The organism is Asticcacaulis sp. YBE204, assembly GCF_000495855.1.
GTDB lineage: Bacteria > Pseudomonadota > Alphaproteobacteria > Caulobacterales > Caulobacteraceae > Asticcacaulis.
This window is the reverse complement of record NZ_AWGF01000001.1, coordinates 209,365-223,420: the sequence shown is the minus strand read 5'-3', so window position 1 is coordinate 223,420 and position 14,056 is coordinate 209,365. Positions and strand designations below refer to the sequence as shown.

Annotated in this window: 11 protein-coding genes; 3 read left to right on the top strand and 8 right to left on the bottom strand. The window is 60.7% G+C overall.

The window, feature by feature from the left end; genetic code table 11:
• Nucleotides 1–42: 42 nt before the first annotated feature.
• Nucleotides 43–4,827: an NAD-glutamate dehydrogenase gene (locus AEYBE204_RS21955; protein ID WP_023460515.1), complete on the bottom strand. Its 4,785-nt coding sequence runs from the start codon at nt 4,825–4,827 to the stop codon at nt 43–45.
• Between the two features lie 427 nt (nt 4,828–5,254).
• Here AEYBE204_RS21955 and AEYBE204_RS21950 point away from each other — a divergent pair, with 427 nt between their 5' ends.
• Complete coding sequence (locus AEYBE204_RS21950) at nt 5,255–6,751, top strand: helicase HerA-like domain-containing protein (protein WP_023460514.1); 1,497 nt, start codon at nt 5,255–5,257, stop codon at nt 6,749–6,751.
• Nucleotides 6,748–7,158 (top strand): MAPEG family protein, encoded by a 411-nt coding sequence (locus AEYBE204_RS21945; protein ID WP_023460513.1) that lies wholly within the window; start codon nt 6,748–6,750, stop codon nt 7,156–7,158. The genes AEYBE204_RS21950 and AEYBE204_RS21945 overlap by 4 nt, the downstream gene beginning before the upstream one ends.
• A 195-nt stretch (nt 7,159–7,353) precedes the next feature.
• On the opposite strand, the gene AEYBE204_RS21940 is transcribed toward AEYBE204_RS21945, so the two are convergent.
• Nucleotides 7,354–8,502, bottom strand: a complete 1,149-nt coding sequence (locus AEYBE204_RS21940; protein WP_031229541.1) for an MltA domain-containing protein — start codon at nt 8,500–8,502, stop codon at nt 7,354–7,356.
• Between the two features lie 15 nt (nt 8,503–8,517).
• Nucleotides 8,518–9,162 (bottom strand): Tim44/TimA family putative adaptor protein, encoded by a 645-nt coding sequence (locus AEYBE204_RS21935; protein WP_023460511.1) that lies wholly within the window; start codon nt 9,160–9,162, stop codon nt 8,518–8,520.
• Between the two features lie 186 nt (nt 9,163–9,348).
• On the opposite strand from AEYBE204_RS21935, the gene secB reads away from it, so the two are divergent.
• Entirely contained in the window at nt 9,349–9,852 is a 504-nt protein-coding gene (gene secB, locus AEYBE204_RS21930; RefSeq protein WP_023460510.1) for a protein-export chaperone SecB, read from the top strand.
• Between the two features lie 249 nt (nt 9,853–10,101).
• Here the strand turns inward: secB and dnaQ are convergent, their stop codons facing one another.
• From dnaQ to AEYBE204_RS21905, 5 genes are all read right to left on the bottom strand, one after another.
• Nucleotides 10,102–10,803: a DNA polymerase III subunit epsilon gene (gene dnaQ, locus AEYBE204_RS21925; protein ID WP_023460509.1), complete on the bottom strand. Its 702-nt coding sequence runs from the start codon at nt 10,801–10,803 to the stop codon at nt 10,102–10,104.
• On the bottom strand, nt 10,781–11,422 hold the full coding sequence (coaE, locus tag AEYBE204_RS21920; RefSeq protein ID WP_023460508.1) for a dephospho-CoA kinase: 642 nt from the start codon (nt 11,420–11,422) through the stop codon (nt 10,781–10,783). Before coaE ends, dnaQ begins: the two co-directional genes overlap by 23 nt.
• The gene (locus AEYBE204_RS21915; RefSeq protein WP_023460507.1) at nt 11,419–12,264 is read right to left on the bottom strand and encodes a shikimate dehydrogenase; all 846 of its coding nucleotides are present in this window, start codon (nt 12,262–12,264) and stop codon (nt 11,419–11,421) included. Before AEYBE204_RS21915 ends, coaE begins: the two co-directional genes overlap by 4 nt.
• Nucleotides 12,261–12,860 (bottom strand): Maf family protein, encoded by a 600-nt coding sequence (locus AEYBE204_RS21910; protein ID WP_031229538.1) that lies wholly within the window; start codon nt 12,858–12,860, stop codon nt 12,261–12,263. Before AEYBE204_RS21910 ends, AEYBE204_RS21915 begins: the two co-directional genes overlap by 4 nt.
• Nucleotides 12,861–13,058: 198 nt before the next feature.
• Entirely contained in the window at nt 13,059–13,916 is an 858-nt protein-coding gene (locus AEYBE204_RS21905; RefSeq protein ID WP_023460505.1) for a pyruvate, water dikinase regulatory protein, read from the bottom strand.
• Between the last annotated feature and the right edge of the window lie 140 nt (nt 13,917–14,056).

Genomic DNA, 14,056 nt, shown 5'->3' with positions numbered 1-14,056 from the left:
AAAAGTGGGAACCGGTTTTTCGCCCGGAAATGCGATAATCTATCATAATCTTGATACCCATTCACGCAGGACGGCATTGACGATGGACAGCTTGGCGAAGCTCCACCCTGCGCCGCCACCTTCGATATCAGCCATGATCTGATCTACCGGGGCGATGAGAGCCGATTGCGATTGCGCCCAGCCGTCAAGGTCGCCGGATTTGACCACCGCCGCTGTCACCGATTTCTGTTCGGCATAGACGTCTTCGATCAGGCGGCGGATGGCCATGCGGTCCCACGGATCGGTCGAGTACAACTCCCCGGCTCCGGCGCGCAAACGGTCGAAGCCGAAGCGCTCACCCGTCAGGAAGTAGAGTTTTGCCGTTTGCGCCACGTCGCCACCGTTTGCCAAATCTATGACATCCACCGCGCTGGTCCAGGCCAGCAGCACCGCCACGCGTTTCGCCAGATCAACCGGTGCCCCGGCGGCCACCAGCTTCTCGCACCGTTTGGCGACGCGCGCCGCCTCGTTCGGACTGAGCAGGTCGGGTGTATCGAGCAAGGTCGCGACCCCCGCCTGATAGGCGGCGATCACCTCGGTCAAGGTCTGCGGTTGCCCGACGAAACGCCGCGCGAGGAAATAGACCTGACGGCGCAGGAACAGGGCGATGGCGTTGTAAAGCGCGGTTTGCGCCGCCGCCGGGATCTGATTGTCGAGCGCCGAGACCTCGGCCCACAGGGCTTCGGTGCCGAACAAACGGCGCGCGCCTTCGAACGACAGGACCAGCCCGCCCGTATCGACCGCGGCGGCCTTTTGCAGACGCGCCGGAAAGCTGGGGCCTAGGATATTGATCATCTCGTTGCACAGAACGGTGGCGACGATTTCGCGGTGCAGGCGGTGCTGACGGATATCGTCGATCATGCCGTGCAGGGGCTTGGGGAAATAATCGACCAAGGCCTGTTCAAAGATCGGGTCGTCGATGGCTTGGGTCTCGATCAGGTCGTCGAACAGGACGATCTTGCCGTAGGCCATGACCACGGCCAGTTCGGGACGGTACAATCCGGCGTTCTGAGCCTTGCGTGCCTCAAGCTGGGCGTTCGACGGCAGGCCTTCGACCTTGCGGTCGAGTTTGCCGCGTTTTTCCAGCCCCGACATGAAGGCCTGCATGGATGCATTGTCTTCCGCCGCCGTCGATTCGAGCAGGGACAGCGTCAGGCTCTGGGCGTAGTTGTCCATCAGGACCAGATCGCCGACGTCATCGGTCATCGACGCCAGCAGGGTATCGCGGGCCTCAACCGTCATGCGGCCCGATTGCACGAGGCGGCCGAGCAGGATCTTGATATTGACCTCGTGGTCGGAACAGTCGACGCCCGCCGAATTGTCGATGGCGTCGGTGTTGAGCTTTACGCCATTGGCCGACAGGGCGATGCGCCCGGCCTGGGTGATACCGAGATTGGCCCCCTCGCCTACCACCGCCGCGCGGATATCGCCGGCGTCGACGCGAATGGCGTCATTGGCCTTGTCACCGACATCGAGGTGCGACTGGCTGGGCGCCTTGATATAGGTGCCGATGCCGCCGAAATAGAGCAGTTCGGCGGGGGCCTTGAGGATGGCCTGCATCAGCTCGAACGGCGACAGGGCGTCGGCGGTGATGTCCAACGCCGCCTTGATTTCCGGCGAAAGCTCGATCGATTTCAGACCGCGCGAGAAAATCCCGCCGCCCGCCGAGAGTTTCGCCTTGTCGTAGTCCTGCCATGACGAACGCGGCAGGGCGAACAGGCGCTCGCGTTCGGCGAATGATGACGCCGGATCGGGGTTCGGATCGATGAATATGTCGCGGTGGTCGAAGGCGGCGAGCAGTTTCGTCTGTTTCGACAACAACATGCCGTTGCCGAAGACATCGCCGGACATGTCGCCGACGCCGACCGTGGTGAAGGTTTCCGTCTGGATATCCTTGCCGCGTTCGCGGAAGTGGCGCTTGACCGCTTCCCATGCGCCGCGTGCCGTGATGCCCATGGCCTTGTGGTCGTAGCCGACGCTGCCGCCCGAGGCGAAGGCGTCGTCGAGCCAGAAGCCGTAGTCGCGCGCCACGCCGTTGGCGATGTCGGAGAAGGTCGCGGTCCCTTTATCGGCAGCGACGACCAGATAGGGGTCCGGCGCGTCCCAAGCCACAACGTCTTTCGGCGCGATGATACCACCATTGGCGTCGAGATTGTCGGTGATGTCGAGCAGGCCCGACAGATACATCTTATAGGCACGCACGGCCTCGGCACGGATAGCGTCCGGGGCACCCCCGGCGGGCAGTTGTTTCGGATAGAAACCGCCTTTGGAACCGACCGGCACGATGACCGCGTTCTTGACCTGCTGCGCCTTGACGAGGCCCAGCACCTCGGTGCGGAAATCTTCCTTGCGGTCGGACCAGCGCAAGCCGCCGCGCGCGACGGGGCCGAAGCGCAGATGGACGCCTTCGACCACCGGTGACCAGACGAAGATTTCGCGATACGGCTTGGGTTCCGGCAAATCGGCCAGTTCGCGCGAGGCGATCTTGAACGAGATGTAGGATTTATTCTGGTAGTAGTTGGTGCGCAGCAGCGCGCCGATCAGGGCCGACAGACGGCGCAGGACGCGGTCGTGCTCCAGCGACGACACGCCTTGCAGCAGGTCGAGGATATGGGTTTCAGCCGCCGCGGCATCGGTTTTGCGCGTATCGGCAGCATCACCGAGCTTGAATTTCAAACTGAACAGATCAAGCAGGGCGCGCGTCACCTCGGGGTAGGTGCGCAAAGCCTGTTGCTGGACGATACCGCTGGGGTCCAGACCCGATTGCGCGCGGTACCGGCTTAAGCTCCGCAACAGGGCGACCTCGCGCCACGGAATGCCTTGCAGGACCAGCGCATTGAAACCGTCGACCTCCGTCGCGCCTTTCCAGACAGCCATCAGGGCGTCTTCGAACGGGGTCTTGAAGGTCTCGAACGGCGTCGTGTGTCCGGCGGGCAGTTGCAGGATGAATTCGTGCACCCAGTGACGCGGCCAGCCTGCCGACTCGACCTTATAGCCGTACTCTTCCAGCGTTTTCAGACCCATACGGTCCAGCACCGGCAAGATGTCCGACAAGGGAATCGCGGTTTCGGCGCGGTCGTAGATCTTCAGGCTGAAGCGGTCGGTGGTGCCCTCGGTCTGATAGGCGCGGACGGCCAGAGTCGCTTCGTCGGTCAGGGCCGACAGACGCGCGATATCGGTGACGGCTTCGCCGAGGCTATAGCGTTCCTGATAGCCTGCCGGGAGGGCGCGGGCCCAGTTGAGATAACCGATATCGGACGCGCCACTATCCAGCGCCTCATCTTCGACGCGCTGCGCCCAGTTGAGCGTCAGATCGGTGATGCGGTCTTCGAGGTCTGACAAGTTCGGCTGCGGATGGTTGCCCGGCGTGACGCCGATAATATAGTGGACGCACGACAGCAGACTGCCGGTCACATAAGGATAGAGCGCGCTGACCCGGCCGCCGTAACCTTCGGCGAGGATCGCCCCAGCGCGGTCCTGCACCGAGACATGGTAGGATTCGCGTGGCATATAGAGCAGGACTGAAATGAACCGGTCGAACGGATCTTGCCGCACGAACAGCTTGACGCGCGGACGATCGGAAATGTGCAGAATGCCGCGCGTGATGCGCAGCAGGTCCGCGTCGGTCATCTGGAACAGTTCATCGCGCGGATAGGTCTCAAGGATATTTTTGAGCCGCTTTTCCGAATAGCCGCCATTGTTGAAGCCGATGCGTTTAGCTTCACTCAGCACGTGTTCGCATTTCCTGCGGATCAGCGGCACCTCGAAGGCCGGGCGGTCGTAGGCGTCGGAGGTGAACAGGCCGACAAAGCGCGTCTCGCCCGACGGCTTGCCGTCGGCGCCGTAATGCTTGATCGAGATATAGTCCATATAGACGCGGCGGTGGACACGCGATTTGAGATTGCCTTTGGCGACCGTGACCGGCTCGGAATTTTCCAGATGATGCAGCAGTTGCGGGCTGAGGATGGCGGGCTCGGAGCCCCGGCGCAGGATGGCGCGTTTATCGCGCAGGATGCCGTATTCTTCCTGCATCAGGCTCAACGGCTCTTCGGGGACGTAGCCGCCGGTGTCGTTGCGCGGATAGATATAGGTGCGGGCCCCGAGGAAGACGAAGTGGTTTTCCCCGACCCAGCGCAGGAAGGCGACGTCTTCGCCAAGGACGGCGGGATCGACCTGCACCACCGGATGCAGGCTCAGGCCTTCCAGCGTCGCTATCTCCTGCGTCAGCAATTTCTGCATGCGCGGGAAATCAACCACCGCCGCGCGCAGGTCGTTCAACGTCGCTTCGACGCCGTCGATGATCGCCGGGTGCTTTTCCGGCGACTGACGCGTGATGAAAACCAGCATCATCGATTCCGCGATATCGTCGCCGCTTGCTATGCGCTTGCCGTCGCGATCGCGCTGAACGGTGAGGACCGGGTGGAACATCGAACGGATGGCCAGCCCCTGATCGAGCAGTTCGCCCATGACGCTTTCGACGATGAACGGTGCGTCCGGCTGGGTGATTTCAATGAGATCGTAAGCTTTAAGGGCGGTGATCGCCTTATGCGCCGCAGCGCCCGGACGCGAGGCGGCGCGTTGCCAGACCCCGGCAAAGGCCGCGGCGATCTCTTCGGCGCTCAGGTCGGGCAGTTCCTCCGGTTCGTAATCCTCAAGGCACTGGTCGAGGAAGGTCGAGGCTTCGCGCGTAATCCCCTCCCCCAATACCTTCATAAAGGCTTCGGCAATCAGCGCCTTTTGTGTGTTGGCGTTGTCATCGACCGATGAGGCGAGGGTGAAATCATCCATGACGTTCCGTCCGAGCTTGTCCGCGTATGTGCAGGCGCGGATCATTATGTAGGCTCATTCCTATGCCTTGGAAAGCACCCTGAAAACAACGGCTGGACGAAAAATATTGTTTCTTGTGGAACGAAAAGGCCGTCCGCCTTGTTCAGGCAGACGGCCTCGGTTGAGCGCTCTCTATGGGGGGAAAGAGCGGCTCAATGCGGTCTCGCGCCGGCTATGGGGGGAACCTTCGCGCGGGCCGATAAAAGCTCCGAGAGAGACAGAGCGGTTCGAACATAATACCCCTTTTGGCGTATCTCCCTAATCAGGCCTGATCGCGCCGGAATCACATGTGTGTGAGAGAACTGTGTTCGTCTGTGTCTGGTTCAAAAGCCTTTGCCAAATCCGCGCGGAACATCTTATGAAGAGGAACTAATTTGAGGACAGGATTATGGCGGATTCCAAGGGCGTACTGATCGGTTATTCCAGCGAAGGGGCACAGAACCTGCTTCTGCAACGCGCCAACCGGCACGGCATCGTGGCGGGCGCGACCGGTACCGGTAAGACGATCACGCTCCAGATCATGGCACAGGCCTTTTCCGACGCAGGCGTCCCCGTCTTCGCCGCGGACGTGAAGGGCGACCTGTCCGGGATCGCACTTGCGGGTACGCCGAACGAAAAGCTGCTGGCGCGCGCCAAGGACATGGGCATCGACTTGCAACCGTCCGCCGCGCCGGTGGTGTTCTGGGACCTGTTCGGGCAGAAGGGTCACCCGATCCGCACCACCATTTCCGACATGGGGCCGCTGCTGCTGGCGCGTTTGTTCCAGTTGAACGAAGTGCAGGAAGGCGTGCTGAACATTGTCTTCCACGTCGCCGACAAGGAAGGGCTGTTGCTGCTCGACCTGAAAGACCTGCGCGCCATGCTGACCCACGTCGCCGATAATGCCAAGGCGATCAGCGCCCAGTACGGTCAGGTCTCGGCCACTTCGATCGGGGCCATCCAGCGCCAGATCCTGACGCTCGAATCCCAAGGCGGCGAACAGTTTTTTGGTGAACCGGCGCTTCGCCTCGAAGACCTGATGCGCACCGACATTTCCGGCAAGGGCTACGTCAACCTGCTGGCGGCCGACAAATTGATCGGCAGCCCGCGCCTCTATTCGACCTTCCTGCTGTGGCTGTTGTCGGAGCTGTTCGAGGTCATGCCCGAAGTCGGCGACCCGGAAAAGCCGCGCATGGTCTTCTTCTTCGACGAAGCGCATTTGCTGTTCAACGAAGCACCCAAGCCTCTGCTGGAAAAGATCGAGCAGGTCGTCCGCCTGATCCGCTCGAAAGGCGTCGGCATCTATTTCGTGACGCAGAACCCCGCCGACGTGCCGGATTCGGTGCTGGCGCAGTTGGGCAATCGCGTTCAGCACGCCTTGCGCGCCTATACGCCGTCAGAGCAGAAGGGCCTCAAGGCCGCTGCCGAATCCTTCCGCCCGAACCCGGCCTTCAATACAGTCGAAGCCATTCAGGCCCTGGGCGTCGGTGAAGCCCTGATCTCGCTGCTCGACGAAAAGGCGTCGCCCACCGTGACGGCACAGGCGAAAATCCGCCCGCCCGCCTCGCGTATGGGTCCGGCCACCGACGCCGAACGTCAGCAGATTCTGGCCAAATCCCCCGTTGCAGGTATGTACGACGCCCTGCGCGACCGTGAATCGGCGTTCGAGCTTCTGACCGCCCGCGCCGCCGAAGCCGCGAAAGACGAAGCGGAAGAGATCGAAGCCACCAAGGTGACCAGGACCGTCAAGGTCGAAAAAGAAGTGGTGCGCAAACCGTCGCAAACCGAAAAGGCCGTGACCTCAGTCGCCGTGTCGGTCATCCGCACCATCGGCGTCACTCTGGGCCGTGAACTGGTGCGCGGTCTGATGGGTTCGATGAAGAAGTCGACCACGCGGCGAAAATGATCCACCCCCTCCTCGCGCTGATCGGCTGGACCTTCGTGGTGCTTGTCTGGGTTTATGCCCGGCGCATCCCGGCTATGCTCCGTCTGGGGCTGGACCCGCAGGTCTTTGCCGACAAGCGCAACCTGGCCAAGCTGCCCGCCGATGTGCGCGCGATTGCGGACAATTATGGGAATCTGCTGGAACAGCCGGTGCTGTTCTATGCCCTATGCCTGAGCATCCAGATCAGCGGTCAGACCGATCAGTTCTTTGTCGTGCTGGGCTGGATCTATGTGTGGCTGCGCATCGCCCACACGGGGGTGCAGGCCTTCGGCAATCGCGTCATGCTGCGGTTTTTCGTCTTTGCGGCGGGGACGCTGGTGCTGGCGGTTATGACATTGCGTGCGGTAAGGTTGGTTTTCAATTTTTAAGAGGATTGCATGAAGCGCGGTCGCATATTTTACTCTTATCTCGCGTTCTTTGGTTTGAGCATCACAGGTACCCTCATTCATAACATCTATGTGGTTCTCGCCGCACCGTTTGTAGCGATTCTGATCGGCATAAGTTTCGATAACTGGCGCGATATGTACCGGGCGCATAAGCAAAAAGATCCCGGAAACCGTAGATCACTCCACCGGGACGATCCGCCACATGCGCAAAGTGTGCTTGACGCGGCCCGCTTCCTGACCGGCACGGTCGCCGTGGCCGATATAGAGGTCGGCGCGGATCTTGCCCTTGATCGCCCCGCCCGTGTCGAGCGCCGAGACCATGCGCTGATAGACGGGGAAGGAATCCTTTAACGTCCCGGCATCGGCATCGAGCCAATAGAGATCACCATACTGATGATGCAGGGGATCAACGGCGATGGCCGAACCGGCGGGCAGCGGCACGGCGGCAGCCCCCAACGGTTCCATCCGCGTCGTATCGATGACGAAGAAGGCGTAGCGCGGGTTCTGGTTCATCACCTCCTGCGCCACAGGACCACGGTTTTCGGCCAGCCATTTGCGGATATTGTCGCCCGACGACTGATTTTTCGCCAGAATGCCGCGGTCGGTCAGGGTCTTAGCGATGCCGACGAAGGGCTGTCCGTTATCGGCAGCATAGGCCGCCATGATGCGGGTGCCATCTTCCAGCGTCAGATAACCAGAACCCTGAAGCTGCATGAAGAAATAGTCTTCTGGGCGCATGAAATAGCGCGCGTATGGCGCAGGCTGGGTCTCGATTTCGGCGCGGGTATAGTAGGGTACGTAAAGATCACCGACCTTGCGTGCGGCGACCTTTTTCCCCGCCGCCGACGGCGGGCTCAGTTGCGTCGCATCGACCAGCACCAAATCGTCGGGCCGTTCGCGCACGGGCTGAGAAAATTCCGCCGAAGCGACAGTGGTGGCGGGGTATTCCGGCACGAAATAGGCCGTCAGCAGCCCCTCGCCCTCCAGCCGCTCGATTTTGAACCGCGCCAGCAACCACGCCTTGATTTCTTCCGGCGACTCGAAGGACTTGGTTTTCAGATCGTCGCAGGCTTTCGAATATTGTCGCCCTTTCTTATAGGCGCAGGTGCCGCGCACGGCCTCAAGCGCTATAAACGCATCCGACGTTTCCCACCCCGGCAAGGCGCTCAGGCGGTCGGATTTCGGGATCGGTTGCGGTTCGGGTTCCGGCTGATCTATTGGCGGCACGGGCGTCGGCCCGACCGGCGGCTTCGGCGTCTGCACACACGCCGCCAGCATAAGCAACAGCGATGCCGATACGGCAAGCCTTAACCTGTTGGCCCCCATGTCTGCCCCCGTTCCCTATGCCTTTGCCGCTTCGACGCGGACCAGAATCCACGGATTGGCGGCGGATTTCAGGTTTTTCTGGAAGGTCCAGTATTCGGCGGTGCGGCGGTGCTGTTTATGGACCTCGTCCGGCACACCCACCTCGGACGACGCGGTGCGCGTTTCATAGACCAGTTCCGACAGGAAACGCATCCGCACCTGAGCGCGGTCGTCCTTGAGATCGATCAGGTCCATATCGGCCTTGGGCGCATCGACGAACGAGACGGCGACCGCCTTTTGTTCGCCACGCGCGGCAACCGCCTTGCTGAACACGTCGAAAACGCTTTCCGACAGGCGCTCTTTCAGATTGTCGATTTCGCCACGATTGAAGGCCAGCACGATCTGCTCATAGGCTTCGCGCGACTTTTCGACGAAATTCACCTCGTTGAAATTGCTGTCTTTCGCTTTCAGGGCGTCGAGGTTCGGCAGACGCAGACGATCGACGACCCTGTCCTGAGCCGGGCGTCCAATCGGGCCTTCGCCCTCGTCGCCTTTGGGGGCGCCGAGTTTGTTTTCAGCCTTGTCCTCGGCCTTGAAACCGACGCGACGGCCCAGCACATTATAGAGCTGGAACAGAACCACCACGGCAATCAAGGCCAGTATCAACAAGTCCCAGGACATGAAATCGCTTCTCCGGCGCATAAACAAACAGGCGTAATCTTCCCTATATAGAACAAGTTTGGCGAAACGGAACACTTCGTTTGCCTTAACACCAGATTGCCATTCGTTTTTGTGCGTGTTAGGGGCGTTTCACAGCCAAATTTCGGTCGCGCGCGAAACCGTTGCAGCGCCCACAGGAGAGAGTTCATGAACGACAGCGTCACCCCTAACGAAACGCCGGAAGCCGCTCCGGAAACGAACACCGTGCCCCTGCCCGCCAACATGCAGGTCATGGCGCAGTTCGTTCGCGACTTCTCGTTCGAGAACCCGCGCGCCCCGAATTCGCTGCGCATGGATCAGCGGCCGGAAATCGATATGGGCGTGGAAATGAACGCCAAGGGCCGCCCCGATGGCCTGTTCGAAGTCGACCTGAAACTGTCGGTCACCGCGTCGAACCCCGAAGGCCCAATGTTCGCCATCGAACTGGTCTATGGCGGTCTGTTCCAGCTGGCCGGCGTGCCGCAGCCGATGATCGAGCCGACGCTTCTGGTCGAATGCCCGCGCTATCTGTTCCCGTTCGCCCGCCGCATCATCGCCGACGCGACCGCCGACGGTGGCTTCTTCCCGCCGTTCTTCGTCGAGCCGATCGATTTTGGCACGCTGTATATGCAGCAAAAGGGCCAGATCGGCGAAACCGTCGGTCAGGCATAACACCTTTAATACCTCCCCAGCTTGCTGGGGTATAGCGCAGGCGAAAGTATAGCTTTCGCCAAGCGATGGGACCGCACGAACCACGAAGTGGTGATCGGACCGCCGATGCGGATGTGGTGGTGGGGGCCTGCGCCGTTAGCATATAGCGCTCAATGGGCCAGCAGATTTAGGCACGATATCTACGCGAGCCCCCCACCGCCTTTTTAGCTTCGCTAAAAATCCACCTCCCCCAGTAAACTGGGGGAGTATTTATTGTGGGGTATAGCCCCACATATTCTTGTCTTTCAGATATTTAAGACAAAAGGCCATGTGCGCTTCGGCCTCTTCGGGATGGATATGCGACGGTAGCGGGCGCGGGCGTTTGCCGTGATCCATCACACGGATCAGTTCGCCCGTCGCCGACACCGCTCCGTGCATAGTCAGGTCGAGACCGCGCTCCTTGCCGCCCGACAGTTCCAGATAGACCCCGGCCAGCAGCCGCGCATCGAGCAAGGCGCCGTGCTTGTCGCGTTCGACCAGCGAAATATTATAGCGCTTGCACAGGGCATCGAGTGAATTGGCCATGCCCGGAAACTTATAGCGCGCCATTTCCAGCGTATCGATCCACTGGTCCGGATCGGTCTGGGGCAGGCGCAGCCGGTCCAGCTCCATATTGACGAAGCCGCGGTCGAACGACGCATTGTGAGCGATGATCTTGGCGTCGCCGATGAAATCGACCAGTTCTTGCGCCAAAGCAGCGAATTTCGGCTTGTCGGCGACCATCTCGTCGGTGATGCCGTGGACGCGAATGGCGTCGGGCTCGATCAGCCGTTCCGGATTGAAATAGTGGTGAAAGGTGCGCCCGGTCGGCAGCAGGTCCTCGATCTCGATGCAGCCGATTTCGATCAGGCGATGACCTTTTTTGGGGTCGATGCCGGTGGTTTCGGTATCAAGAACGATCTGGCGCGTCATGGTCTCTTTGTGAGTCGCTTTGCGGTTTTTGTCCAGACGTGAGGCTGTCGATAATCGCGCGCACCTGTTGACGGCTGGCCTCAAGGTTAAGCGAGGTATCGATGACGAAATCAGCGCGAGTGCGTTTTTCGGCATCCGGCGTTTGCCGCGAAAGGATTTCATGGAACTTCACCTCGGTCATGCCGGGACGGGCGAGAACGCGCGCGGCCTGAACCTCTGCCGGAGCGGTGACCACGATGACTTTGTCGAACGCCTTGTCGGCCCCGGTTTCGAACAGCAGCGGGATATCCGACAAGGCCAGCTTCGCGCCCGCTGCGGATTGTTGCGCCAACCAGTCATGACGATCATCGACCGTAGCCGGATGAACCAGAGCATTGAGTGTTTTGTATTTTTCGGGGTCGGTGCGCAAAATGGCCGACAGCTTCGTGCGATCGACCGCACCTTCGGTCAGGACATCGCCAAAGGCCTCGGTCAGGGCCGCTTTCAACGGTTCGAAGGTCGCATAAAGCCGATGAACGGTCTCATCGGCGTCCCAGACGGGCACGCCTTCGTCGGCGAACATCTTTGCGATGGTCGACTTGCCCATGCCGATGGAACCGGTGAGACCGAGGCGGATCATCCGGCTTCACCCAGATAGGCGAGTGCCAGACCGCGCACATCGAACGCCATGTCCGGCACGACACCATAAAAGGCTTCGAACGAGGGGCGGGCCTGTTCGATCAGCATCATCAGGCCATCCACTGTGGTCAGACCGGCGCTTTCGGCGGCCTGAAGCCAGTTGGTTTTCAACGGCCGATAGGTCATGTCCATGATGGTGGCCGACTTATCCAAGGCGTCGAACAGGGGCAGGGGACCGCCCGAGGCCGCATTGATCACGGCGACCGACCCGGCAAAGGCGCGGTCGACGTCAGTTAGAGCATAAGCGGTAACGCCATCTTTGAACGCAAACACCAGTTCTTCAGCCCGTGCCAAGGTGCGGTTGACGATGTGGATATCGGTGCAACCCTTGGCCAGAAGTGCCGCGACCACCGCCCGCGACGCGCCACCAGCACCCATGATCGTCACACCGCCTGCCGTCAGATCGCAATCGGGGGCCTGAAGCTTGAAAGCCTGAATGAGCCCGTGACCGTCGGTCGAATCGGCATGGACGCGGCCGTCGTCATCGAAGGTCAGGAGGTTGGCCGAACCCGAGGTATGGGCGAGATCGGAGTAAGAGTCGGCCAGTTTCAGGGCCAGTTCCTTGAACGGTGCGGTGACGTTCAACCCCTTGATGCCATTGGTCCGGCACGACAAAACCAGCCGCTCGAAGGCATGATCGTCGACCGGCGCAAACGGGGCATAGACACCGTTCAAACCCATATGTCTCAGCCAGGCGGTGTGCAGAAAGGGCGACAGGGATTGACGGATCGGCTGACCGACGACGCCGGCGACCAGGGCCGCGCCTGTGGGAAGGTTTTTCATGCGGGGAGCACCTCATAATGGCGAAGCTGACCGAGCAACGGCAGAAGCGGCAGGCCCAGCACGGTGAAATAGTCGCCTTTGATCGAGTCGAACAGGTGGACGCCGTAGGCTTCGAGCATATAGCAGCCGACGCTGGACAGGATTTCTTCGCCCGCGGTCTCTATATAGTGGGCAATGAAGTCGTCGCTCAGGCGGCGGACGGACATGTCGGCGGTGTCGACGTGCGACCACAGAAGCTGCCCGTCCTGCGCCACGGCGACGGCGGAATGCAGATAGTGGGTCAGGCCGGAAAAGCGGCGCAGGAGATTGGCGGCATCGGCCAGTGATTTTTGCTTGGAAATCAGGTCGCGTTCCAGTTCGAGAACCGAATCGGCGCCGATAACGAGGCCGGGATGTGTGCGCGACACATGCAGGGCCTTTTCCTGCGCCAGACGCAGCGCGACGGCCTTGGGGGTGAAGCCTTTCAGCAGGCATTCGTCCTTGACCACGTCCTCGTCGATATCGGCGGGAATCTTGGTGAAGCTCAAACCGCAATTGGTGAGCAGGGTGGCACGGATTTTCGAACCAGAGGCGAGGATAATGGCAGGTGTTGTCATGCGCTTTTCTTTTGCCGATGGCGCGCGATTGTCAAGCCCAAGCGGCTTCGCTGCCCCCTCCGTCATTTTGGCTGCGCCGAACTTCGTTTCGCTATCGCTCAAATGCCACCTCACCATCTTCGATAGGGAGGAGGGAGACTCGACTACAATCGGGGTGCAGGGGTCCGCGACCCCTGCGTCTTAAACCTTCAAACCCTTTTAAATCCCGCCCAGTCTTCCCGTCCGCTTCTCATTCAGCAAACTGATGATCGCCGCTGAGGTTTCCTCGACGCTGCGGCGGGTGACGTCGATGACGGGCCAGCCCTTGCGCTCGAAGAGGCGGCGGGCGGCGATGATTTCCTCGCGCACGGATTCGGAATCTGTGTAGGTGGTCGGGCGGTCGTCAGCGGCAAGGCTCATGATGCGTGCCTTGCGGATCTGAACCAGGCGGTCGGGCGAGGCGAGGAGGCCGACGATAAGGGGTTCCTGAAGGTCGTCCAGTTCCGGCGGCAGTTCACGGCCGGGGACCAGCGGGATATTGGCGGCCTTGAATCCGCGGTGGGCCAGATAGATGCAGGTCGGGGTTTTTGACGTGCGCGAGACGCCGATGAGGATGATTTCGGCCTGACGCAGGCGGTCGGCATAGGCTCCGTCGTCATGGGCAATGGCGTAGTTGAGGGCTTCGATACGTTCGAAATATTCGTTGTCGAGATTGTGCTGGGCACCGGTGCGCTTGGAAAATTCGGCGGCCCCGAGATAGCGGGAATAGGCGACGACGACGGAATCGAGGACGCCGATCGAGGGGATATCGCGTTCGCGGCAGAAACTTTCCAGCCTCAGGCGCAGTTCGGCGTCGACCAGAGTATGCAGGACGATGCCGGGATAGGCCTCGATCTCGGTGAGGGCGCGTTCCATCTGCTTTTCGGAGCGGATCAGCACATAGATGTGCTCGATGGGGTAAATCCCTTCGAAACGTGCCGCGGCGGCCTTGGCCAGGGCGTTAAGGGTTTCACCGGTCGAATCCGAGACCAGATGGACGTGGAAGTGGATACCAATCTTTGCCGTCGATGTCGTCATGAAATTAATCTGTGTACGCTTTCTGGGGAAAACCGAGGGATGACTCCGTCGCCTTTCCGGATAAGTTTCCCGTAAAGGCCATACCATGCCGCACGATGGGGAAACAGCGGAAAACCGGTGCCTTTTCGCGGTCATTTTTC

Bases quoted from the DNA above. Each gene is read 5' to 3' on its own strand.
- AEYBE204_RS21955 (WP_023460515.1), bottom strand. From the start codon at position 4,827: ATGGATGATTTCACCCTCGCCTCATCGGTCGATGACAACGCCAACACA.
- AEYBE204_RS21950 (WP_023460514.1), top strand. From the start codon at position 5,255: ATGGCGGATTCCAAGGGCGTACTGATCGGTTATTCCAGCGAAGGGGCA.
- AEYBE204_RS21945 (WP_023460513.1), top strand. From the start codon at position 6,748: ATGATCCACCCCCTCCTCGCGCTGATCGGCTGGACCTTCGTGGTGCTT.
- AEYBE204_RS21940 (WP_031229541.1), bottom strand. From the start codon at position 8,502: ATGGGGGCCAACAGGTTAAGGCTTGCCGTATCGGCATCGCTGTTGCTT.
- AEYBE204_RS21935 (WP_023460511.1), bottom strand. From the start codon at position 9,162: ATGTCCTGGGACTTGTTGATACTGGCCTTGATTGCCGTGGTGGTTCTG.
- secB (WP_023460510.1), top strand. From the start codon at position 9,349: ATGAACGACAGCGTCACCCCTAACGAAACGCCGGAAGCCGCTCCGGAA.
- dnaQ (WP_023460509.1), bottom strand. From the start codon at position 10,803: ATGACGCGCCAGATCGTTCTTGATACCGAAACCACCGGCATCGACCCC.
- coaE (WP_023460508.1), bottom strand. From the start codon at position 11,422: ATGATCCGCCTCGGTCTCACCGGTTCCATCGGCATGGGCAAGTCGACC.
- AEYBE204_RS21915 (WP_023460507.1), bottom strand. From the start codon at position 12,264: ATGAAAAACCTTCCCACAGGCGCGGCCCTGGTCGCCGGCGTCGTCGGT.
- AEYBE204_RS21910 (WP_031229538.1), bottom strand. From the start codon at position 12,860: ATGACAACACCTGCCATTATCCTCGCCTCTGGTTCGAAAATCCGTGCC.
- AEYBE204_RS21905 (WP_023460505.1), bottom strand. From the start codon at position 13,916: ATGACGACATCGACGGCAAAGATTGGTATCCACTTCCACGTCCATCTG.